The 21,364-nt window shown below is 56.6% G+C and carries 22 protein-coding genes; 9 read left to right on the top strand and 13 right to left on the bottom strand.

What is annotated here, in order from left to right:
* Nucleotides 1–359: 359 nt before the first annotated feature.
* On the top strand, nucleotides 360–719 hold the full coding sequence (locus IAE48_RS23810) for a FlxA-like family protein (RefSeq protein ID WP_094421457.1): 360 nt from the start codon (nucleotides 360–362) through the stop codon (nucleotides 717–719).
* Here the strand turns inward: IAE48_RS23810 and IAE48_RS23805 are convergent.
* A complete protein-coding gene (locus tag IAE48_RS23805; RefSeq protein WP_042713861.1) occupies nucleotides 710–1,639 on the bottom strand; it encodes a LysR family transcriptional regulator in 930 nt (309 codons plus the stop codon). The genes IAE48_RS23810 and IAE48_RS23805 overlap by 10 nt on opposite strands.
* 89 nt (nucleotides 1,640–1,728) lie before the next feature.
* Here IAE48_RS23805 and IAE48_RS23800 point away from each other — a divergent pair, with 89 nt between their 5' ends.
* Nucleotides 1,729–2,718, top strand: a complete 990-nt coding sequence (locus tag IAE48_RS23800; RefSeq protein WP_200135757.1) for a bile acid:sodium symporter family protein — start codon at nucleotides 1,729–1,731, stop codon at nucleotides 2,716–2,718.
* On the opposite strand, the gene IAE48_RS23795 is transcribed toward IAE48_RS23800, so the two are convergent.
* From IAE48_RS23795 to zipA, 3 genes are all read right to left on the bottom strand, one after another.
* A complete protein-coding gene (locus IAE48_RS23795) occupies nucleotides 2,715–2,930 on the bottom strand; it encodes a DUF3820 family protein (RefSeq protein ID WP_023478979.1) in 216 nt (71 codons plus the stop codon). The two genes, IAE48_RS23800 and IAE48_RS23795, sit on opposite strands and share 4 nt — an antisense overlap.
* Complete coding sequence (gene ligA, locus IAE48_RS23790; RefSeq protein ID WP_200135756.1) at nucleotides 2,931–4,949, bottom strand: NAD-dependent DNA ligase LigA; 2,019 nt, start codon at nucleotides 4,947–4,949, stop codon at nucleotides 2,931–2,933. It lies immediately after the preceding gene.
* Nucleotides 4,950–5,018: 69 nt separating this feature from the next.
* Complete coding sequence (gene zipA / locus IAE48_RS23785; protein WP_200135755.1) at nucleotides 5,019–6,053, bottom strand: cell division protein ZipA; 1,035 nt, start codon at nucleotides 6,051–6,053, stop codon at nucleotides 5,019–5,021.
* A 229-nt stretch (nucleotides 6,054–6,282) separates the two neighbouring features.
* On the opposite strand from zipA, the gene cysZ reads away from it, so the two are divergent.
* From cysZ to crr, 5 genes are all read left to right on the top strand, one after another.
* Complete coding sequence (gene cysZ, locus IAE48_RS23780; RefSeq protein WP_200135754.1) at nucleotides 6,283–7,044, top strand: sulfate transporter CysZ; 762 nt, start codon at nucleotides 6,283–6,285, stop codon at nucleotides 7,042–7,044.
* A 140-nt stretch (nucleotides 7,045–7,184) separates the two neighbouring features.
* Nucleotides 7,185–8,156, top strand: a complete 972-nt coding sequence (gene cysK / locus IAE48_RS23775) for a cysteine synthase A (protein ID WP_128482402.1) — start codon at nucleotides 7,185–7,187, stop codon at nucleotides 8,154–8,156.
* Nucleotides 8,157–8,538: 382 nt separating this feature from the next.
* Entirely contained in the window at nucleotides 8,539–8,796 is a 258-nt protein-coding gene (gene ptsH / locus IAE48_RS23770) for a phosphocarrier protein Hpr (protein ID WP_007370907.1), read from the top strand.
* A 48-nt stretch (nucleotides 8,797–8,844) separates the two neighbouring features.
* Nucleotides 8,845–10,572, top strand: a complete 1,728-nt coding sequence (gene ptsI, locus IAE48_RS23765; protein ID WP_200135753.1) for a phosphoenolpyruvate-protein phosphotransferase PtsI — start codon at nucleotides 8,845–8,847, stop codon at nucleotides 10,570–10,572.
* 40 nt (nucleotides 10,573–10,612) lie between these two features.
* Nucleotides 10,613–11,122, top strand: a complete 510-nt coding sequence (gene crr / locus IAE48_RS23760) for a PTS glucose transporter subunit IIA (RefSeq protein WP_023478954.1) — start codon at nucleotides 10,613–10,615, stop codon at nucleotides 11,120–11,122.
* A gap of 47 nt (nucleotides 11,123–11,169) precedes the next feature.
* Here crr and pdxK read toward each other — a convergent pair whose 3' ends face one another.
* The 9 genes from pdxK to IAE48_RS23715 form a co-directional block, all read right to left on the bottom strand.
* Nucleotides 11,170–12,009, bottom strand: coding sequence for a pyridoxine/pyridoxal/pyridoxamine kinase (gene pdxK / locus IAE48_RS23755; RefSeq protein ID WP_200135752.1), 840 nt, complete (start codon nucleotides 12,007–12,009; stop codon nucleotides 11,170–11,172).
* A 17-nt stretch (nucleotides 12,010–12,026) separates the two neighbouring features.
* Entirely contained in the window at nucleotides 12,027–12,938 is a 912-nt protein-coding gene (gene cysM / locus IAE48_RS23750; protein ID WP_023478965.1) for a cysteine synthase CysM, read from the bottom strand.
* Nucleotides 12,939–13,039: 101 nt separating this feature from the next.
* A complete protein-coding gene (gene cysA / locus IAE48_RS23745; RefSeq protein WP_023478971.1) occupies nucleotides 13,040–14,134 on the bottom strand; it encodes a sulfate/thiosulfate ABC transporter ATP-binding protein CysA in 1,095 nt (364 codons plus the stop codon).
* A complete protein-coding gene (gene cysW / locus IAE48_RS23740) occupies nucleotides 14,124–14,999 on the bottom strand; it encodes a sulfate/thiosulfate ABC transporter permease CysW (RefSeq protein ID WP_094421468.1) in 876 nt (291 codons plus the stop codon). The genes cysA and cysW overlap by 11 nt, the downstream gene beginning before the upstream one ends.
* Nucleotides 14,999–15,829: a sulfate/thiosulfate ABC transporter permease CysT gene (gene cysT, locus IAE48_RS23735; protein ID WP_023478964.1), complete on the bottom strand. Its 831-nt coding sequence runs from the start codon at nucleotides 15,827–15,829 to the stop codon at nucleotides 14,999–15,001. Before cysT ends, cysW begins: the two co-directional genes overlap by 1 nt.
* Entirely contained in the window at nucleotides 15,829–16,845 is a 1,017-nt protein-coding gene (locus IAE48_RS23730; RefSeq protein ID WP_042718795.1) for a sulfate ABC transporter substrate-binding protein, read from the bottom strand. The genes cysT and IAE48_RS23730 overlap by 1 nt, the downstream gene beginning before the upstream one ends.
* Before the next feature lie 164 nt (nucleotides 16,846–17,009).
* Nucleotides 17,010–17,909, bottom strand: coding sequence for a Dyp-type peroxidase (locus IAE48_RS23725; RefSeq protein ID WP_094421471.1), 900 nt, complete (start codon nucleotides 17,907–17,909; stop codon nucleotides 17,010–17,012).
* 80 nt (nucleotides 17,910–17,989) lie between these two features.
* Nucleotides 17,990–18,565 carry an RpoE-regulated lipoprotein gene (locus tag IAE48_RS23720; RefSeq protein WP_200135751.1) on the bottom strand — a complete coding sequence of 192 codons (576 nt, stop codon included), beginning with the start codon at nucleotides 18,563–18,565 and terminating at the stop codon, nucleotides 17,990–17,992.
* An 81-nt stretch (nucleotides 18,566–18,646) separates the two neighbouring features.
* Nucleotides 18,647–19,072, bottom strand: a complete 426-nt coding sequence (locus tag IAE48_RS23715; protein ID WP_042718790.1) for a GNAT family acetyltransferase — start codon at nucleotides 19,070–19,072, stop codon at nucleotides 18,647–18,649.
* A gap of 212 nt (nucleotides 19,073–19,284) precedes the next feature.
* Between IAE48_RS23715 and amiA the strand changes: the two genes are divergently transcribed.
* Both amiA and hemF read left to right on the top strand, forming a co-directional pair.
* Nucleotides 19,285–20,157: an N-acetylmuramoyl-L-alanine amidase AmiA gene (amiA, locus tag IAE48_RS23710; protein ID WP_034812345.1), complete on the top strand. Its 873-nt coding sequence runs from the start codon at nucleotides 19,285–19,287 to the stop codon at nucleotides 20,155–20,157.
* The gene (gene hemF, locus IAE48_RS23705; RefSeq protein ID WP_200135750.1) at nucleotides 20,157–21,059 is read left to right on the top strand and encodes an oxygen-dependent coproporphyrinogen oxidase; all 903 of its coding nucleotides are present in this window, start codon (nucleotides 20,157–20,159) and stop codon (nucleotides 21,057–21,059) included. Before amiA ends, hemF begins: the two co-directional genes overlap by 1 nt.
* Nucleotides 21,060–21,364 lie beyond the last annotated feature (305 nt).

Genomic DNA, 21,364 nt, shown 5'->3' with positions numbered 1-21,364 from the left:
ACGACCCACCAATGTAAAAAAGCGCCCTAAAGGCGCTTTTTTGCTATCTGCGATTTGAAAATTCCGTGCGCTCTTCTTGCCGGATGGCGGCTATGCCTTATCCGGCCTACAACAGCTCTCCGTACCCGGTTTGTAGGCCTGCTAAGCGCAGCGCCAGCAGGCAATTTGCCGGATGGCGGCTACGCCTTATCCGGCCTACAACAGCTCTCCGTACCCGGTTTTCCAGGACTGCTAAGCGCAGCGCCAGCAGGCAGTTTGCCGGGCAAAAGCTTTCGGCTGACACATCATCACACGCTTCTTATTTAAGTCCGCCACAATTGAGCCGATAACTCTCTTTTAAGGCAAAAAAGGAGTTTGTAATGACCACCATTTCGGCAGCAACCCCCTCTGTTCAGGGCGGCAGCACCAGCGGTTCATCTTCCGCCGGTAGCGACACCGCATCTCAAATCAGCCGCGTGACGCAGCAGATCGCCAAACTTACCCAGCAGTTAAAAGATATCCCTAATGGCGAAGGGACGACTGAAGAGAAAAAGAAACAGCAAGAGCAGATTCAGCAACAGATCCAGCTGCTGCAGGCACAGCTACAACAGTTAATGCGCAAGCAGGCTGAAGAAGCTGAGCAGAAGCAGACGCAAAACCATCCGAAAACCCCGACGCAGGGTAAAATTGAAGGCGTGAATAACCCTTCAGTCGATCATCAGGTTGATATCTACATCTGAGTAAAGAGCGGATCGTTCTCCCGGGCCCGGTTTAAACACCGGGCCTCTTCCCGCACCACATCCCATAACGCCTGCGCCGCGCCGGAAAGCGATCGGTTTTTGCGCCGTACCAGCATAATTTTGCGCTGCATATCCGGCACCAGCCGTTTCACCATCAGCTGGCTACCCTGCGGGAGTGGCAATGCCAGCGCGGGCAGAATGCTGATGCCAATCCCCGCTTCCACCATCGGAAAAAGCGTCGCCGGATGACCAATCTCCTGCACAATTTTTGCCCGCACTGCAAAATGGTGTAGCGCGGCATCGATCAGCGGACGGCTGCCGGAGGCGTAATCCTGCACCACCAGCCGGGCACCATCCAGCGCTGACCACGGCACGGCATCAAGCGGCGCCCAGGAGTGATCGTTGCGGCACAGCAGGAAAAAGGGCTCGGCGAGGATCTCCTCGATCTCCAGATCGCTGGCCGGACCGGGATCGATCACAATGCCAAAATCGACTTCACCCTGGCGAATACTCTCCAGCACCCACTGCTGCGGGCGGTCATGCAGCACAAAATCGATCTCCGGGTAGCGCTGATTGCTGCTGGCGATACAGTGCGGAATGAGATGCGCAGAGATAGTCTGGCTGGCGGCAACGCGCACAGTTCCGGTTAACTGCTGCCCTACCCTCCCCGCTTCGCGCAGCGTGCTGCTAAGCTCATCTAACAGCCGCTCCAGCCGCCCGGCCAGCTGCTGGCCCGCTTCAGTCAGCACCACTTCGCGGGTAGTGCGATCCAGCAGCTTGACGCCGGTCTGCCGCTCCAGCTCTTTTACGCTGTGGCTGACCGCCGACTGGCTAAGGCCGATCATCTCCCCGGCACGGCTGAAACTCTTCGCCTGCGCGACGGTGACAAAGACACGTAATTGACGGAGTGAATAATTCATCTGATAAATTCATGAATGGATGCAATAAATCAATTTTATTTCTCAAAGCAGACAAAGCACAATAGCGCCATCGACTTTCAGGAGTGCACATGAAACTTTTTCGTATCCTTGATCCCTTTACCCTGACGCTGGTGTGCGTCGTTCTGCTGGCCTCTTTCTTCCCGGCGCGCGGGGGTTTTGTCCCCTTTTTCGAAGGGCTGACTACCGCCGCGATTGCGCTGCTCTTTTTTATGCACGGCGCCAAGCTTTCCCGTGAGGCGATTATCGCGGGCGGCAGCCACTGGCGTTTACACCTGTGGGTGATGTGTAGCACCTTCGTGCTCTTCCCGGCGCTCGGCGTGCTGTTTGTCTGGTGGTCGCCGGTCAATATCAGCCAGGAGCTTTATACCGGTTTCCTCTATCTCTGCATTCTGCCCGCCACAGTGCAGTCTGCTATCGCCTTTACCTCACTGGCAGGCGGTAACGTCGCGGCAGCGGTCTGCTCGGCGTCGGCATCGAGCCTGCTGGGGATCTTCCTGTCGCCGCTGTTAGTCGGCCTGCTGATGAACCTCCATGGCGCGCAGGGTAGCCTTGAGCAGGTCGGCAAAATCATGCTGCAACTGCTGCTGCCATTTGTGCTCGGTCACCTGTCACGTCCGTGGACCGCAGGTTTCGTCACCAAACATAAAAAGTGGATCTCCAAAACCGACCAGACCTCGATTCTGCTGGTGGTTTACTCCGCCTTTAGTGAAGCGGTGGTGAACGGCATCTGGCACAAAGTGGGCCTCGGCTCGCTGATGTTTATCGTGGCGGCGAGCATCGTCCTGCTGGCGGTTGTGATTGCGATAAATATTCTGGTGGCGCGCAAATGCGGCTTCAATAAAGCGGATGAGATTACGATTGTCTTCTGCGGATCGAAAAAGAGCCTCGCCAATGGCATACCAATGGCCAATATTCTCTTCCCGACCTCTGTGATCGGCATGATGGTGCTGCCGCTGATGATTTTCCACCAGATCCAGCTGATGGTGTGCGCCGTGCTGGCCCGCCGTTACAAACGTAAGGCGGAGCAGCACGCCGCGCAGGAAGCGGCGAAAGCTTAAGGCCGCTTGAGGGGCTGAACCAGATGGCTCAGCCCCTCGGTTTTAATCACTAAGGTGATTTGCATTAACTCGCCAAGGCGCCCGGCGGGAAACTGATCCTTACGGGCGAACCAGAGCAGATACTCCTCCGGCAGATCAATCAGCCGACGCCCCTGGTATTTGCCAAACGGCATCACCATATTGGCGATCTCTATCAGCTGTTCCTTCTCCATTCAGGCTCCCAGCAGGCGAATCATTTCATCTTCATCGATAACCGCAATGCCCAGCTCCTGCGCTTTCGCAAGTTTCGAGCCTGCAGCTTCACCGGCAATCACCAGATCGGTCTTCTTCGATACGCTGCCCGCCACTTTCGCCCCCAGCGCCGTTAAGCGCTCTTTGGCCTCGTCGCGCGAAAGCTGGCTCAGGCTACCGGTTAACACCACGGTTTTACCGGCAAACGGACTGTCGATCTCCTCGGCGTTAACCACCAGCGGCGCGGGCCAGTGAATGCCCACTTCTTCAGTCAGCTGGCGAATCACGTCGCGGTTGCTCTCTTCACTGAAGAAGTTATGCACGTGTTTTGCCACCACCACACCAACGTCCGGCACTTTTTGCAGCTCGTCAACGGAGGCTGCTATCAATGCATCCAGCGTGCCGAAGTAGGCCGCCAGCCCTGCCGCCGTCGCTTCACCCACTTCGCGAATGCCGAGCGCATAGAGGAAACGGGCAAAGGTGGTCTCTTTCGCTTTTTCCAGCGCGTTGACCACGTTTTGTGCCGACTTCGGCCCCATCCGATCGAGACCGGTCAGCTTACCGGCAGTCAGACGGAAGAGATCCGCAGGCGTGTGGACATACTCCTTCTCAACCAGCTGGTCGATAATCTTATCGCCCATGCCATCCACATCCATCGCGCGGCGCGAGACGAAATGCTTAAGCGACTCTTTGCGCTGCGCCCCGCAGATGAGGCCACCGGTACAGCGGGCAACGGCTTCGCCTTCCACACGCTCGACATCAGAGCCGCACACCGGGCAGTGTGCCGGGAAGGTCACTTCCCGCGTCTCTTCCGGGCGTTCGGAGAGCACCACATTCACCACCTGCGGGATCACATCTCCGGCGCGGCGAATCACCACTTTGTCACCGATACGCAGGCCAAGACGGTCAATCTCATCGGCATTATGCAGCGTGGCGTTACTGACCAGCACCCCGGCAACGTGTACCGGCTCAAGGCGTGCGACAGGGGTTATCGCCCCGGTACGACCCACCTGGAACTCGACATCGCGCACAAACGTCAACTGCTCCTGCGCCGGGAATTTAAACGCCACCGCCCAGCGCGGCGCACGCGCCACAAAGCCGAGCTGCGCTTGCAGATCGAGGGAGTCGACTTTGATTACCACGCCGTCGATATCAAACCCGAGCGTCGGGCGGTCTTCCTCAACTTTATGGTAGAACGCCAGCACCTCTTCCGGCGTGCCGCACAGGCGGATGCGATCGCTCACAGGCAAGCCCCACGCTTTAAACTGCTGTAAACGCGCCAGGTGGCTGTTAGGCAGCTCGCCGCCTTCGAGGATGCCAATGCCGTAGCAGAAGAAGGTGAGCGGACGCTTCGCGGTGATACGCGGATCGAGCTGGCGCAGTGACCCGGCGGCGGCGTTACGCGGGTTAGCAAACACTTTCCCGCCGGTGCGGCGCGCCTCTTCATTGATCTTTTCAAAGCCGGATTGCGGCAGGAAAACTTCGCCGCGCACTTCCAGGCGCGCCGGAATATTCTCCCCGCGCAGTTTCAGCGGGATGGCGCGGATGGTGCGCACGTTGGAGGTAATATCTTCCCCGGTAGTGCCATCGCCGCGCGTGGCGGCGCGCATCAGCACGCCATTTTCATACAGCAGGCTGACCGCCAGACCGTCGAGCTTCAGCTCGCAGCAGTAGATCAGCGCGTCGCTGCTCTTTAAGCGATCCTGTACGCGTTTATTGAACGCCAGAAAGCTCTCTTCATCGAAGACGTTATCGAGCGACAGCATCGGCACTTCATGGCGTACCTGCGTAAAGGCGGTGAGCGGCGCGGCGCCAACGCGCTGGGTCGGCGAATCGGGCGTAATCAGATCTGGATGCTGCGCTTCCAGCTCGCGCAGCTCGCGCATCAGGCGATCGTACTCGGCATCCGGGATCTCCGGCGCGTCCATAACGTGATAGAGATGTTCATGATGGCGAAGGGTAGTTCGCAGTTCTGTCAGTTGTTGTTCAATTGATTCCATATCGCACCATCAATGTAAAAAACCCCCGACGGGCGGGGGTTCTGGAAGGGAATGTGTCGTGACGCGCCGTTACGCGTTAGCCTCTTTCACTTCGCGAATACGCGCCTGGTATTCACGCAGCTTCTGCGGCGTCATCATTCGACGCTGGTCATCGAGCACCACACCGCCCACTTCATCGGCGATATGCTGTGCCGACTGCAGCATCAGCTTGAAGTTCTGCAACTCGTCGCCGTAGGACGGCACCTGCATAAAGATCGTTACGCCTGGGGTTGCCATCTCGCCCATGGTTTCCACATCAAATGTGCCAGGGTTGACCATGTTAGCCAGGCTGAAGAGCGCCGGGCCGCTGCCGTCCGGGCTGAGATGACGATGGAAGATATTCATATCGCCAAATTTGAAACCGGCCTGCAGGATGCTGTTAAGCAGCACTTCGCCATTGAGCGCCGCGCCGTGATGGGCCGCAACGTTCATAATAATTACCGTCTCTTTGCGCTGCGGTTTTTCTACCGGCGCTTCCACAACCGGCTCCGGCTCTGGCTGCGGTGCAGGCTCGTGAACCTGAGGCTGCATCTGCGGCTGTTGGGCAGCTTGATATGCCGACGGCTGATGATGCGACGGCTGTTGCGGGAAGTGCTGCGGTGCCATCTGCGGCTGGGCAGGCGCGGTCGGCTGGGCGACTGGCTGCGGCTCCACTACGCGCGGCTCGACAACGGGGCGCTCCGGCTGCTGCGGCTGCGAATAGGGTTGCGGCGCGTGGTGCGCGGGCTCGCTCTGCTGAACCGGCGGAGCCGACGGGCGTGGCTGGGCCGACGCATAAGGCGGCTGGTATTGATGCTGCGCGGCATGACGCGGATTTTCCTGCTCTACGCTGGCCTTCGGTGCGCTGTGGGTTTTATGCACCCGAACTTCACCAACGCCTTCGTCCTCTTCGACGTCCTCGTCCTCGAACTCGTCGTCGTCACGTCGCGATTTCATACGTTTTAGTGGGCGATCGCGGAACATAGAAGAGCGTTCTTTGCGACTGGTCCAGAAACCGTGAACCAGTAAAGCAATTATGGCGATCGCGCCAACAATGATTAATATCAGACGCAAATCCTGCATCATTATATTCTCTGTTGTTCTAACACCTTGCCACCACGGCAAACATTTACTCACTAAGAGTATTTGCGCATTAGGCCAAGTGCAAGTGGATGGGAAGCATTCACCGCATAAAGATGAATTAAATCGTACTTTTTGCTGTTTTTTCGAACATTTCCGAACAGGTTTCCCCCGTCCGGTGAATATTATAAGCTTCGGTTTTTTCGCATGAGTTTAAAAGGAGTCCAGCCAAATCATGGTTTCATCCTCGCCCGGCGCTGCGCGCAGCGGTCTTTACTACTTTTCTCAAGGCTGGAAACTGGTCACGTTACCGGGCATTCGCCGCTTCGTGATCCTGCCCCTGCTGGTCAATATCCTGCTGATGGGCGGCGCATTCTGGTGGCTGTTTACCCGCCTCGACGGCTGGATCCCAACGCTGATGAGCCACGTGCCTGGATGGCTACAGTGGCTTAGCTATCTATTATGGCCAATTATCGTTATCTCCATCCTGCTGGTGTTTGGCTACTTCTTTTCAACTCTCGCCAACTGGATTGCCGCGCCCTTTAATGGCTTGCTGGCCGAGCAACTGGAAGCGCGATTAACGGGCGCGACGCCGCCGGACGTTGGCGTGTTCGGAATGATGAAAGATCTGCCGCGCATCATGAAGCGCGAATGGCAGAAGCTCGCCTGGTATCTGCCGCGCGCCGCCATTCTGCTTATCCTCTATTTTATCCCCGGTATCGGGCAGACCGTCGCACCGGTGCTCTGGTTCCTGTTCAGCGCCTGGATGCTGGCGATCCAGTATTGCGACTACCCATTCGACAACCACAAAGTGCCGTTTAAAACCATGCGCTCGGCGTTGCGCGAACGGAAGGTGACCAATATGCAGTTCGGCGCGCTGACCAGCCTCTTCACGCTGATACCGGTGCTCAATCTGGTGGTGATGCCGGTTGCGGTCTGCGGCGCAACGGCCATGTGGGTCGACTGTTACCGCAATAAGCTTGCCAGCTGGCGCTAAGGAACTATTCCTTTTCTTATTCCATACTGATAACCATTATTTCGTCGCAGCATATAGATATGCGAAATCCTTACTTCCGCATCATCAGTAAGTGCGTATGCTGGGTCGGTTCCCAAATTTCATACAGTTAAGGACGGGCTATGAGTAAGATTTATGAAGACAACTCGCTGACCATTGGTCATACGCCGCTGGTTCGACTGAACCGCATCGGTAACGGACGCATTCTGGCGAAGGTCGAGTCGCGCAACCCGAGCTTCAGCATAAAATGCCGTATCGGTGCCAATATGATTTGGGATGCCGAAAAACGTGGTGTGCTGAAACCTGGCGTTGAACTGGTCGAGCCGACCAGCGGCAACACCGGGATTGCGCTGGCTTATGTTGCCGCAGCGCGCGGTTACAAGCTGACGCTGACCATGCCAGAAACCATGAGCATTGAGCGCCGCAAGCTGCTGAAAGCACTCGGCGCAAATCTGGTGCTGACCGAAGGCGCGAAAGGCATGAAAGGCGCGATTCAGAAAGCGGAAGAGATTGTCGCCAGCGATCCGGCGAAATTCCTGCTGCTTCAGCAGTTCAGCAACCCGGCAAACCCGGAGATCCACGAAAAAACTACCGGTCCTGAAATTTGGGAAGATACCGACGGCCAGGTGGATGTCTTTATCTCTGGCGTGGGCACCGGCGGCACGCTGACGGGTGTCACCCGCTTTATCAAAAACACCAAGGGCAAAACTGATCTGATTACCGTGGCCGTGGAGCCAACCGACTCACCGGTCATCTCACAGGCGCTGGCAGGCGAAGAGATTAAGCCCGGCAAACATAAAATTCAGGGTATCGGTGCCGGTTTTATTCCGGGCAACCTGGATTTGAAGCTGATTGATAAAGTGGTGAAGATTACCGATGAAGAGGCGATCAGCACCGCGCGCCGCCTGATGGAAGAGGAAGGCATTCTGGCCGGTATCTCTTCCGGTGCTGCCGTTGCGGCCGCGCTCAAACTTCAGGAAGATGAGGCCTTTACCAATAAAAATATTGTGGTTATCCTCCCCTCTTCCGGTGAGCGTTACCTTAGCACTGCACTGTTTGCCGATCTCTTTACTGAGAAAGAATTGCAACAGTGATGCCAGATTGTTAAATCAGCGCAAAAAAGCACCCATCGGGGTGCTTTTTTGTGGCATACATCAAACTTTTGTCCCACCTGGCATTGCCGAAAATGGCCTGGTCTGGTATTTAACCATCACATTTATTTTGAAGCGCGAAATTAATCGAAGTCAGATTTCGGCTAGCTGAATCGTTTTTATGATTTGGTTGAATTCTGGCTTTCACGGCATAATGTTTAATGACGTGCGAAACGTCAGCGACCATCAGCGTCTGCACGAGACCGCGCCTTTCTGGCATCTGTACCTTGGCTCGTTACGCCAGCGCTAACTATACAGGCTAAAGTCCTGCCGCCAGGCTAGACTTTAGTTCCACAACACTAAACCTATAAGTTGGGGAAATACAATGTTCCAGCAAGAAGTTACCATTACAGCTCCGAACGGTCTGCACACTCGCCCTGCTGCTCAGTTTGTTAAAGAAGCAAAAGGCTTCTCTTCTGAAATCACTGTGACCTCCAACGGCAAAAGCGCCAGCGCAAAAAGCCTGTTCAAACTGCAAACTCTGGGCCTGACTCAGGGTACCGTTGTGACTCTGACCGCTGAAGGCGAAGATGAGCAGAAAGCAGTTGAACATCTGGTTAAACTGATGGCGGAACTCGAGTAAGTTTTTCGCGGGTTTCTTTAAAGATCAGTCACAAGTAAAGGTAGGGTTATGATTTCAGGCATTTTAGCATCCCCGGGTATCGCTTTCGGCAAAGCACTTTTGCTGAAAGAAGATGAGATCGTCATCGACCGGAAGAAAGTTTCTGCCGACAAGGTTGATCAGGAAGTTGAACGTTTCCTGAGCGGTCGTGCCAAGGCATCGGCGCAACTGGAAGCGATCAAAACGAAAGCAGGTGAAACTTTCGGCGAAGAAAAAGAAGCCATCTTCGAAGGCCACATCATGTTGCTGGAAGATGAGGAGCTGGAGCAGGAAATCATAGCCCTGATTAAAGATAAGAGCATGACTGCCGACGCGGCAGCCCATGAAGTTATCGAAGGTCAGGCAACCGCCCTGGAAGAGCTGGACGACGAATACCTGAAAGAGCGCGCCGCTGACGTGCGCGACATTGGTAAACGCCTGCTGCGCAACATCCTGGGTATGCCGATTATCGATCTGAGCGCCATTCAGGATGAAGTCATTCTGGTTGCAGCCGATCTGACTCCGTCCGAAACCGCACAGCTGAACCTGAAAAAAGTGCTCGGCTTTATCACCGACATTGGCGGTCGTACCTCCCACACGTCGATCATGGCGCGCTCCCTTGAGCTGCCGGCGATTGTGGGCACCGGTAGCGTCACCACGCAGGTGAAAAACGGCGACTATCTGATCCTCGATGCGGTAAACAACAAAGTTTACGTTAACCCGAGCGACGACGAGATCGACGCACTGCGCGCAGCGCAGGCGCAGGTCGCGGAAGAGAAAGCTGAACTGGCGAAGCTGAAAGATCTGCCGGCGATCACCCTTGATGGTCACCAGGTCGAAGTGTGCGCCAACATCGGTACCGTTCGCGATGTCGCGGGCGCGGAGCGCAACGGCGCTGAAGGCGTTGGCCTCTACCGTACCGAATTCCTGTTTATGGATCGCGACGCGCTGCCGACCGAAGAAGAGCAGTTCGACGCTTACAAAGCGGTAGCGGAAGCCTGTGGCTCCCAGGCCGTGATTGTACGTACCATGGACATCGGCGGCGACAAAGAGCTGCCGTACATGAACTTCCCGAAAGAAGAGAACCCGTTCCTCGGCTGGCGCGCCATCCGTATCGCCATGGATCGCAAAGAGATCCTGCGCGATCAGGTTCGCGCTATCCTGCGTGCCTCTGCTTTCGGCAAACTGCGCATTATGTTCCCGATGATCATCTCTGTTGAAGAAGTGCGTGCACTGAAGAAAGAGATTGAGACCTACAAACAGGAACTGCGCGACGAAGGCAAAGCTTTCGACGAATCCATCGAAATCGGCGTGATGGTAGAAACCCCTGCCGCCGCGACGATTGCGCGCCATCTGGCGAAAGAAGTGGACTTCTTTAGTATCGGCACCAATGATTTAACGCAGTACACCCTGGCAGTTGACCGCGGTAATGATATGATTTCACATCTTTACCAGCCGATGTCGCCGTCCGTACTCAACCTGATCAAGCAAGTTATTGATGCTTCTCATGCTGAAGGTAAATGGACCGGCATGTGTGGTGAGCTTGCTGGCGACGAACGTGCTACACTTCTGTTGCTGGGGATGGGTCTGGATGAATTCAGTATGAGTGCCATTTCTATCCCGCGCATTAAGAAGATTATTCGTAACACGAACTTCGAAGATGCGAAGGTGTTAGCAGAGCAGGCTCTTGCTCAACCGACAACGGACGAGTTAATGACGCTGGTTAACAAGTTCATTGAAGAAAAAACAATCTGCTAATCCACGAGATGCGGCCCAAATTACTGCTTAGGAGAAGATCATGGGTTTGTTCGATAAACTGAAATCTCTGGTTTCTGACGATAAGAAAGAGACCGGCGCTATTGAGATCATTGCCCCGCTGTCTGGCGAAATCGTTAACATTGAAGATGTACCGGATGTGGTGTTCGCTGAAAAAATCGTCGGCGACGGCATTGCTATCAAACCGACCGGCAACAAAATGGTCGCTCCGGTTGACGGGACTATCGGCAAAATCTTTGAAACCAACCATGCCTTCTCTATCGAATCCGATAGCGGCATCGAACTCTTCGTTCACTTCGGTATCGATACCGTTGAACTGAAAGGTGAAGGTTTCAAACGCATCGCGGAAGAAGGCCAGCGCGTTAAAGTTGGCGATCCGGTTATCGAGTTCGACCTGCCGCTGCTGGAAGAGAAAGCAAAATCCACGCTGACGCCGGTTGTTATCTCTAACATGGATGAGATCAAAGAGCTGATCAAACTCTCTGGTAGCGTGACCGTGGGTGAAACCCCGGTGATCCGCATCAAGAAGTAAGCGCTCTACAGTCGAAAAAAATGGCACCGTAAGGTGCCATTTTTGTTTTAGCGAGGCGGTAAAATCAGTTCGTCATACCCTTTTTCCAGCGTATAACCCATCACTTCCACCACCCGCTCGCCCGCAGCCTGCACCGCCATATCCAGCGCTTTACCCTGAATAATGCCGCTCACCAGTTCGGAGCAGAAGAGATCGCCCGTCCCTTTCAGATCCGTCGCTACGCGCGGATAGCTGCTGATATTGACGCCCTCGGCTGAGACCACCACCACATGGATCTGCCCATCGTTGTGGTCCACCGGCGCGCTGGTGATTGCCACCCAGCGTAATGAGGAGGAGAGCAGCCCCTGCGCCGCGGCAATCGCGCTTTGCAGATCGCGACACGGTTTACCACTCAGCACTTCCAGCTCAAACACATTCGGCGTAATGCCCTGGGCCAGCGGCAGCATAACTTCGCGGTAAGCCTCGGGAATCTCCGGTTTCACATAGATGCCGCTGTCGATATCGCCAATCACCGGATCGACCAGAATCAGCAGCTCCGGGTGTTTCTCCCGTAGCGCCGTCAGCCACTTCGCCAGCAGCTTGATCTGGCTGGCGCTGCCCATGTAGCCGGTTGTTACCGCCTTCACGCTGCGCAGCACATCGCGCTCTTCCAGCGCCTGCAAATAGCCGCTGAACCACTCATCGGGAATGACGCCGCCATAAAAGGTGTCGTAATGCGGGGTATTGCTGAACAGCACCGTAGGAACGGCCAGAACGTTAAGCTGGTGCTGACGAATATTGGGTACTGCAATGCTGTTGCCCACGCTGCCGTAAACCACCTGCGACTGAACCGCGACGATATCGGCCTGCTGCGCCCGGGTTTTATCCCTGAACAGGATCATCTCCATTTTGTCTCCTTGACGGGTTAAATCCCCGCGCCCTGCGAATAACTCTCTTCACCAAACACGCCGGTCGACAGATAGCGATCGCCGCGATCGCAAATGATGGCGACAATCACCGCGCCCGGGTTCGCTTTCGCCACCCTAATCGCGCCGGCGACCGCGCCGCCAGAACTGACGCCGCAGAAGATGCCCTCTTTGACCGCCAGCGCGCGCATGGTATTTTCCGCCTCGCGCTGCTGGATATCCAGCACCTCATCCACCAAATCGGCGTTAAAAATGCCCGGCATATAGTCGGCAGGCCAGCGGCGAATACCGGGAATGCTACTCCCCTCTTCCGGCTGAAGGCCAACAATCGTCACCTTTTTCGCCTGCTCGCGCAGGAAACGTGAAACGCCGGTGATAGTGCCGGTGGTGCCCATGCTGGAGACAAAGTGGCTGATGCGCCCCTGCGTCTGCTGCCAGATTTCCGGGCCGGTAGTGGTGTAATGAGCGTAGGGGTTATCGGGATTATTGAATTGATCGAGCAGCTTGCCGTCACCGCGCGCCGCCATCTCAAGGGCCAGATCGCGCGCGCCCTCCATGCCCTGCTCTTTGCTGACCAGAATCAGCTCGGCACCATAAGCACGCATTGCCGCACGGCGCTCCTGGCTCATGTTGTCCGGCATCAGCAGCTTCATGCGATAGCCCTTCAATGCCGCAATCATCGCCAGCGCAATGCCGGTGTTGCCGCTGGTCGCTTCAATCAGCACATCGCCAGGTTTGATCTCGCCGCGCCGTTCCGCCTGCACAATCATCGACAGAGCAGCGCGGTCTTTTACCGAACCGGCCGGATTGTTACCTTCGAGCTTGACCCAAATTTCACTGCCGTTATCCGGGGTCAGGCGCTGTAATTTGACCAGCGGCGTATTGCCAATAGTCTCTTCTAATGTGTTCACGATCGCTGTCCAATAAAAAACCCGGTCCGCATGACGCATACCGGGCTTGTCGGCCGGGTGAGCAACGCGCTACCCGGCAAAAACCACGTTTCCTTAAGCTATCAGGCTGACTGAGCCAGAGCAAGCTCCGCGCCGGGCTCAATACGCTCATCGCCGTTATAGAGCCGCGCGTTCTGCAAGCCAACGAACAGCCGCTCGCCGCGCTGGGGCGGATGCTCATCGCGCATCACCACCGTTAACGGATCCGGGTTCCAGCCGAGCGGTTGCACCACCAGCTGCGTGTAGTGCCCTTTCGGGCTGGCTTCCAGCACCTGCACCGGTAGCGGCGAATCAAGGCTGGTGCGGCGGCTGACGTCCACTTCCCACGGGCGCAGGAAGAGATCGACATCGCCCTGATAAACCGGCGTATGGCCAAGCGGCCAGTGGTGCGCGCCGACGTGGAACTGCCCGCCGCGAATCACCCCTTTCAGGCGATTCACCTCGCCCATAAACTCCAGCACAAAGCGGGTCGCCGGTTCGCGCCACACCTGATCCGGTGCGTCCGCCTGCTCAATATTCCCCTGGCTCATCACCACCACGCGATCGGCCACTTCCGTCGCCTCTTCCTGATCGTGGGTCACGAAGACGCTGGTGAATTTCAGCTCTTCATGCAGCTGACGCAGCCAGCGGCGAAGCTCTTTACGCACCTGCGCATCCAGCGCGCCGAAGGGTTCATCAAGCAGCAGGATTTGCGGTTCAACCGCCAGCGCACGCGCCAGCGCCACACGCTGCTTCTGCCCACCGGAGAGCTGCGCCGGGTAGCGATCCGCCAGATGCGCCAGCTGCACCATCTCCAGCAGTTTGGTCACTTTCGCTTTGATGGCGGCGGCATTCGGCCGCTCGCGGCGCGGCAGCACCGTCAAACCAAAGGCGATATTGTCGAAGACCGACATATGGCGGAACAGCGCATAGTGCTGAAACACGAAGCCGACGCGGCGCTCGCGCGCATGCAGGCGGCTGACATCGGTGCCGTGAAAACGGATACGCCCGCTGCTCTGGTGCTCCAGCCCGGCGATAATGCGCAGCAGTGTGGTTTTACCGGAGCCTGAAGGGCCCAGCAGCGCCACCATCTGCCCGGACGGGATATCCAGAGAGATATCATTCAGCACCTGGGTGCGACCAAACGACTTCTTAATATTCGCAATCTCAATGCTCATGATTTCCCTCCTCGTGCAGGCGTTTTTCCTGAGTATTCAAACGCCACTGCACCGCACTCTTTAAAAACAGTGTCAAAATCGCCATCAGGGTCAGCAGGGCCGCGGCGGTAAAGGCACCGACGGTGTTGTAATCCTGCTCCAGTAACTCAATTTGCAGCGGTAGCGACAGGGTTTCACCGCGAATCGAACCCGAGACCACCGATACCGCGCCAAACTCGCCAATCGCTCGTGCGTTGGTCAGCACCACGCCGTAAAGCAGCGCCCAGCGGATATTAGGCAGCGTCACGCGGCGGAACATCTGCCAGCCGGAGGCCCCGAGCAGGATCGCGGCTTCATCCTCCTGGCTCCCCTGGCTGAGCATCACCGGCACCAGCTCGCGCACCACAAACGGACAGGTGACAAAGACGGTAACCAGCACCATGCCGGGCCAGGAGAACATGATTTGCAGATTATGTTCATCTAGCCAGCCGCCAAGCGGGCCGTTGGTGCCATAAAAGAGCAGATAGATAAGACCGGCAACCACCGGCGACACCGCAAATGGAATATCGAGCAGAGTCAGCAGCAGCTGGCGGCCGGGAAAGTTAAAGCGCGTCACCAGCCAGGCGAGCAGCGTGCCAAACACCAGGTTGACCGGCACCGAGATGAGCGCAATCAACACCGTCAGCCAGATGGCGTGCAGCATGTCGGCATCGGCGAGGTTTTGCAGCACCGGAGCCAGCCCTTTGCTGAAGGCCTGCACAAAGATGTAGATCATTGGCACCAGCAGGATAAAAGCTGAAAGCAAAATACCGGTGCCGATTAAAAACCATTTCCCCCAGTTCACCCGGGGCTTGTCATAGCGTTTCAATGCACTTATTTCCGCCATTAGTGACCTACCACACGCTGACCAAAGCGACTTTGCAAAGTATTGATGGAGAAGAGCAGCAGTAGCGAAGCCGCCAGAATGACTGAAGCAATCGCGCTCGCCGCCGGGTAGTCAAACTCCTGCAAGCGCACGAAGATCATCAGCGAGGTCACTTCCGTCTTCCAGGCGATATTCCCGGCGATAAAAATCACCGCGCCAAACTCACCGAGGCTGCGGGTAAAAGAGAGGGCAACGCCCGCCATCAGTGCAGGCGACAGCTCCGGCAGCACCACTTTACGAAAGCTTTGCCAGCGTGTGGCACCGAGGGTTTCCGCCGCCTCTTCATACTCCGGGCCAAGCTCTTCCAGCACCGGCTGCACCGTGCGCACCACGAACGGAATGCTGGTAAAGGCCATCGCCACCGCAATCCCGAGCCAGGTGTAGGTCACTTTAATATCCAGCGCCGCCAGCCACTCGCCGTAAAAGCCGTTAACGGAGAAGAGCGACGCCAGCGTCAAGCCCGCCACCGCCGTCGGCAGCGCAAACGGCAGATCCATTAGCGCGTCGAGCAGTGTGCGTCCCGGAAAGCGGTAGCGGGTGAGGATCCACGCCATCAGCATGCCAAAGACGCCGTTGAAGATTGAGGCGACAAACGCCGCCAGCAGCGTCACTTTATAGGCGGCCACCACCTGCGGGTTGGTGACCACTTCCCAGTACTGTTCCCAGCTCATCTGCGACAGCTGCATCACCAGCGCGCTTAAGGGTAATAACAGAATCAGACAGACAAAAAAGAGGCTGCTGCCGAGGCTTAAACCAAAGCCCGGCAGCACGCGTTTCGATCCAGACAACATCACTTATGCCCCGCCGCCAGCAACTTATCCAGCTCGCCGCCGCTGGCAAAATGGGTTTTCATCACTTCCGGCCAGGAGCCGAACTTATCTTCCACGCGGAACAGCGCGGTCTGCGGGAACTTATCACCCAGCTTTTTCATCACTTCCGGGTTGTTCACGCGGTAGTAGTAATCGGTGATGATGGTCTGCGCCTGCGGCGTATAGAGCCAGTTGAGGTAGGCTTTCGCCGCCTTCTCCGTGCCGTTGGCTTTCACGTTTTTATCCACCCACGCCACGGGGAACTCGGCGAGGATATTGACCTTCGGCACCACCACTTCAAAGCCCTGCGCTTCATACTGTTTGCGGATGTTATTCACTTCCGACTCAAAGGTGATCAGCACATCGCCGAGGCCGCGCTCAACGAAAGTGGTAGTCGCGCCGCGACCGCCGGTGTCGAACACCTCAACATTTTTCAGGAACTGTGTCATAAACTGGGTGGTTTTGGCTTTATCACCGCCATCAGCCTGGTCGGCTGCACCCCAGGCCGCCAGATAGGTATAGCGGGCGTTGCCGGAGGTTTTTGGATTCGGGAAGATCAGCTTCACGTCAGAACGCACCAGGTCGTTCCAGTCGTGGATATTCTTCGGGTTGCCCTTGCGCACAAGGAACGCCATCGTCGAGTAGAACGGCGAGCTGTTATTCGGTAAGCGGCTCTGCCAGTCGGCGGGGATCAGCTTGCCCTTATCGTGCAGGATCTGCACATCCGTCACCTGGTTATAGGTGACCACGTCCGCTTTCAGCCCTTGCAGAATTGCCAGCGCCTGTTTTGACGAACCGGCATGGGATTGCTTGATGGTCAGCTTGTCGCCGCCATTCTCCTGCGCCCACTGCTGCTCAAAAGGCGGGTTCAGCGCCGCAAACAGCTCGCGCGAGACATCATACGAGCTGTTGAGCAGTTCCGTTGCCTGTGCCTGCGCGCTCAACAGCGTCAGCGCTGCCAGCGTCAGATATCCTTTTTTCAGTATGTTAACGGCCATTGCGCACCCTTATAAGCTGATCACTCGACGATGTTCAGTTTATTTATAACGGGAGTGAAAGCAGTAACGGTTTTATATACCAATTGGTGATTTGGAATCAGAAAAGAGTATAAGCAGAAAGGGGTACAAGCCGGGTGGCCCCGGCCTGATGCAACGCCCGTCAATTACAGAGCAAAGAGCCTGTCGAGCGCGGGCGCGAAGTAGTAACCACCGGTAACCGGGCGGGTAAAACGCAGCATGGCGTCGCGCTTGCCGTCACTGTCGCCGAACATGCTCAGCAGCTGCTGCTCAATGTTATAGAGCCGCGCGCTGTAGGTGCAGAAATAGAGGCCGTGGGTGCCGCTGGCAGTGCCGTAGGGCAGGCTTTGGCGCACAATTTTCAGCCCCTTGCCTGCCTCTTTCAGATCGACACGCGAGAGGTGGGACGTTACCGGGCGCACATCGGCGTCGATCTCTTCGTTATCCGCTTTGGTGCGCCCAATCATCATCTCCTGATCGCTCACGCTCATGCGGTTAAGCTGCTTCAGGTTGTGCTCCCAGCGCTGTACCATCACGTAGCTGCCGCCCGCGTCGATGCCGTCCTGAATAATTGCCACTTCGCGGCGTTTCTCTTCGCCTGCCGGGTTCTCGGTGCCATCGACAAAACCGCTGAGATCGCGATCTTCCACCCAGCGAAAACCGTGCGTCTCCTCTTGCACCTCCAGCGCATCGCCAAAGGCAGCCAACGCCGCCTGGGCAACAGAGAAGTTCACATCGTGACGCAGGGAGAGAATGTGGATCAGCACATCGTGCTGAGTGGCGGGCGCAAGGCCTTTGCCATAGGCGGGGAAATCTTTCAGCTCTTCAGCGCCCTGCCCGTTGCTTAATTCACGCCAGACGCGGGAACCAAACGCAACCACCGCGCCGAGCGCCGCGTCGGGGAACTGCAACTGGAAGTTTGCGAGCTTATCGGCAAACGCACGGCTGCCGGCGCGCAGGGCATCGGCCTCCCCTTTTACGCTGGCCTCAATCCAAATTGCCGCGCGGCAATGTTCCGGCAAAATGCCGCTCTGAACCTGGGACATCACATCTCCTGAAAACTGACCACAAAAACGATGCGGCATTGTACCTGTTTTTGGGTCAGTATCAGACTATTCTGACGCGATTAACGACGCCAGATGATCTTGCTCACTTTCCAGCTTTTCAGGGTGTCGTCCGACGGCATTAAGCCATCCGGGCCGCTCCAGCTGCCGCTGAAGAGATAGCTGATATGCTGGCTGTCGGGCGCTTTACACTCGATGCCGGAGATATCGGCGTCAGAGGCTTTCACGCAGTTGCCGAATGCTTTGTCATAGAGGGTGTTGAACGGCGCGCCGATTTTAACCCCTTTAGCGGTGGCAATATCGGGATCGGTAACATCAATCCGGCTGACGGCACCGTTTTCACCATTCACCACCAGCGCCAGTTGCTTCTCTTTCAGCGCTTCGAAATAGCGAACAATGGTGCCTTTATCGGTTTTCATGCCGCTGCGCAGGTGGTAATCGCCGCCTAACGCGTCGCCAATCGCCTGTTCATTGAGCGGCGTGCTGGCTGTCAGGCCGCCAACGCCCTGCTCGTTGACTTCGAGGGAGGAACCAAACCAGTTCCAGGGATACGCGGCAGACCAGTTGACGGAGGCGAACGTCGAGCAGCCGGTTAACGCCAGCGGCAGCGCGATAAAAAACATACGCAGGGATTTCATGCACAATTCCTTATATTGACCAAACGCCTGTTGGAGTGCCGAAAGTGAAAAAAGTGCCCTCGTCACAGCGAAAGGCCAGTTTCAGTACTCTTCATCTTCAATCAGGCGCTTGCCAAGATTAACGCTGTCGGTGTGTTCATACCCCAGGCGCTCATACATGCCGATCACCATCTCATTATCGTCGCGCACCATCAGGTTGATCTTCGGGCAGCCGCGGGCAATCAACTTCTTCTCCAGCCGACTCAGCAGCGCATTGGCGATGCCGCGACCGCGAAACTCCGGGTGGACGCCCAGGTAATAGGCCGAACCGCGATGGCCGTCATAACCGCCCATTACCGTTCCTACTACTTCGCCACCCACCTCTGCCACCAGGAAAAGGCTTACGTCATGATTGACCTTACGCTCAATGTCCATCTCCGGATCGTTCCACGGGCGCAGCAGTTCACAGCGCTCCCAAAGCGTGATCACTTCTTCAAAATCTTCCTGCCGGAAAACACGTATCTCCATGATGTCCCCCATATTTTTCAGCTGTGTAAACGGTGATTATGGCCTGTGGCGCGCGGTTAGCCAATATCCAGCATCATCGCCGCTGAAAAATGGCATAATGTCACTCTGTCACGTATTGAAATGAAAAGTAAAACAATAGTTCTTACGGACTGTCGTCACAGCAAACACGATACGCTATAACACCTGCCACCACGGATAACCCATTTCAGGCTATGAGCACCTTTAAACCATTAAAAACACTCACCTCGCGTCGCCAGATCCTGAAAGCAGGCCTGGCCGCATTGACATTGTCAGGTATGTCTCGTGCTATCGCTAAGGATGAGACACCGCTTAAAACCAGCAACAGCCACAGCAAACCGAAAGCGAAAAAAGCGGGCGCAAAGCGCATCGTGATGCTCGACCCGGGGCACGGCGGGATTGATACCGGCGCGATTGGCCACAACGGCTCGAAAGAGAAGCATGTGGTGCTGGCGATTGCCAAAAACGTCCGCGCCCAGTTGCGCGCGCGCGGCATTGATGCGCGCCTGACGCGCACCAGCGATAAATTTATCCCCCTTTATGACCGCGTCGAGATTGCCCATCAGCACGGCGCGGATCTCTTTATGTCGATTCACGCCGACGGCTTTACCAACCCGAACGCCGCGGGCGCGTCAGTGTTTGCCCTCTCCAATCGCGGGGCGAGTAGCGCGATGGCGAAATACCTCTCCGATAAAGAGAACGCCGTGGATGAACTGGCGGGCAAAAAAGCGCGTGATAAAGATCATCTGCTCCAGCAGGTGCTGTTTGATTTAGTCCAGACGGATACCATCAAAAACAGCCTGACGCTCGGCTCGCATATCATCAAACAGATCAAGCCCGTACACAGGCTGCACAGCCGCAATACCGAGCAGGCGGCGTTTGTGGTACTAAAATCGCCATCCATTCCGTCGGTGCTGGTAGAGACCTCGTTTATTACCAACCCGGCGGAGGAGAAGCTGCTCGGCACCGCCGCGTTTCGCCAGAAGATCGCCACCGCCATCACCGACGGTGTGATGAGCTACTTTAGCTGGTTCGATAATCACAAAGCCCACACGAAGAGGCGCTGATGAGCACTCCTGATGTAGACCCGGTAAAAAACGCCCTGCTCGCCCTGCAGGACTCTATCTGCGCGAAGCTGGCGGCAATTGACGGCGGCAGCTTTATTGAAGATGCCTGGCAGCGTGACGCGGGCGGCGGTGGACGCAGCCGCGTGCTGCGCGACGGCAGCGTGTTTGAACAGGCGGGGGTTAACTTCTCCCACGTTCACGGCGATGCAATGCCCGCCTCCGCCACCGCGCACCGCCCGGAGTTGGCGGGTCGCAGTTTCGAAGCGATGGGCGTCTCATTAGTGGTGCATCCGCGCAACCCCTATGTGCCGACCAGCCATGCCAACGTGCGCTTTTTTATCGCCCAGAAGCCGGATGCCGATCCGGTCTGGTGGTTCGGCGGCGGTTTCGATATGACGCCCTATTACGGCTTCGAAGAGGATGCCATCCACTGGCACCGCACCGCGCGCGATCTCTGCCAGCCCTTCGGCGAAGAGGTCTATCCGCGCTATAAAAAGTGGTGCGATGATTACTTCTACCTGAAGCATCGCGACGAACAGCGCGGCGTCGGCGGGCTCTTTTTCGACGATCTCAACACCCCAGATTTTGACCACTGTTTCGACTTTATGCGCGCGGTGGGCGAAGGGTATACCGACGCCTATCTGCCGATTGTCGAGCGGCGTAAAAACATGCCGTGGGGCGAGCGCGAGCGCGAGTTTCAGCTCTACCGCCGCGGGCGCTACGTGGAGTTTAATCTGGTGTGGGATCGCGGGACGCTGTTCGGCCTGCAAACCGGCGGGCGCACCGAGTCGATTTTGATGTCGATGCCGCCGCTGGTGCGCTGGGAATACAATTACCAGCCCGCCGAAGGCAGCCCCGAAGCGGCGCTCAGCGAGTTCATCAAAGTGAAAGAGTGGATCTAACCTCGTAGGCCGGATAAGGCGCAGCCGCCATCCGGCAATCGGTGCCGCGAGACAATGCCGGATGGCGCGTAAACGCTTATCCGGCCTACATCGTTTCAGCGGCTTCGTTACCGTAGGCCGGATAAGGCGCAGCCGCCATCCGGCAATCGATGCCGCGAGATAATGCCGGATGGCGCGTAAACGCTTATCCGGCCTACGCGGTTCCAGCAGCAACATTTTTTCATTTGACGCCCATCTTACAGCGAGGGGTGGTATCCCCGCTGAAATCGGCGAACCGAAGCGTGAATGACAAGGTCTGGACGCCA

This window comes from Kosakonia sp. S57 (assembly GCF_016516575.1).
Lineage (GTDB): Bacteria > Pseudomonadota > Gammaproteobacteria > Enterobacterales > Enterobacteriaceae > Kosakonia > Kosakonia cowanii.
This window is presented reverse-complemented; position numbering and strand designations above follow the sequence as displayed.

Bases quoted from the DNA above. Each gene is read 5' to 3' on its own strand.
- IAE48_RS23810 (WP_094421457.1), top strand. From the start codon at position 360: ATGACCACCATTTCGGCAGCAACCCCCTCTGTTCAGGGCGGCAGCACC.
- IAE48_RS23805 (WP_042713861.1), bottom strand. From the start codon at position 1,639: ATGAATTATTCACTCCGTCAATTACGTGTCTTTGTCACCGTCGCGCAG.
- IAE48_RS23800 (WP_200135757.1), top strand. From the start codon at position 1,729: ATGAAACTTTTTCGTATCCTTGATCCCTTTACCCTGACGCTGGTGTGC.
- IAE48_RS23795 (WP_023478979.1), bottom strand. From the start codon at position 2,930: ATGGAGAAGGAACAGCTGATAGAGATCGCCAATATGGTGATGCCGTTT.
- ligA (WP_200135756.1), bottom strand. From the start codon at position 4,949: ATGGAATCAATTGAACAACAACTGACAGAACTGCGAACTACCCTTCGC.
- zipA (WP_200135755.1), bottom strand. From the start codon at position 6,053: ATGATGCAGGATTTGCGTCTGATATTAATCATTGTTGGCGCGATCGCC.
- cysZ (WP_200135754.1), top strand. From the start codon at position 6,283: ATGGTTTCATCCTCGCCCGGCGCTGCGCGCAGCGGTCTTTACTACTTT.
- cysK (WP_128482402.1), top strand. From the start codon at position 7,185: ATGAGTAAGATTTATGAAGACAACTCGCTGACCATTGGTCATACGCCG.
- ptsH (WP_007370907.1), top strand. From the start codon at position 8,539: ATGTTCCAGCAAGAAGTTACCATTACAGCTCCGAACGGTCTGCACACT.
- ptsI (WP_200135753.1), top strand. From the start codon at position 8,845: ATGATTTCAGGCATTTTAGCATCCCCGGGTATCGCTTTCGGCAAAGCA.
- crr (WP_023478954.1), top strand. From the start codon at position 10,613: ATGGGTTTGTTCGATAAACTGAAATCTCTGGTTTCTGACGATAAGAAA.
- pdxK (WP_200135752.1), bottom strand. From the start codon at position 12,009: ATGGAGATGATCCTGTTCAGGGATAAAACCCGGGCGCAGCAGGCCGAT.
- cysA (WP_023478971.1), bottom strand. From the start codon at position 14,134: ATGAGCATTGAGATTGCGAATATTAAGAAGTCGTTTGGTCGCACCCAG.
- cysW (WP_094421468.1), bottom strand. From the start codon at position 14,999: ATGGCGGAAATAAGTGCATTGAAACGCTATGACAAGCCCCGGGTGAAC.
- cysT (WP_023478964.1), bottom strand. From the start codon at position 15,829: ATGTTGTCTGGATCGAAACGCGTGCTGCCGGGCTTTGGTTTAAGCCTC.
- IAE48_RS23730 (WP_042718795.1), bottom strand. From the start codon at position 16,845: ATGGCCGTTAACATACTGAAAAAAGGATATCTGACGCTGGCAGCGCTG.
- IAE48_RS23725 (WP_094421471.1), bottom strand. From the start codon at position 17,909: ATGTCCCAGGTTCAGAGCGGCATTTTGCCGGAACATTGCCGCGCGGCA.
- IAE48_RS23720 (WP_200135751.1), bottom strand. From the start codon at position 18,565: ATGAAATCCCTGCGTATGTTTTTTATCGCGCTGCCGCTGGCGTTAACC.
- IAE48_RS23715 (WP_042718790.1), bottom strand. From the start codon at position 19,072: ATGGAGATACGTGTTTTCCGGCAGGAAGATTTTGAAGAAGTGATCACG.
- amiA (WP_034812345.1), top strand. From the start codon at position 19,285: ATGAGCACCTTTAAACCATTAAAAACACTCACCTCGCGTCGCCAGATC.
- hemF (WP_200135750.1), top strand. From the start codon at position 20,157: ATGAGCACTCCTGATGTAGACCCGGTAAAAAACGCCCTGCTCGCCCTG.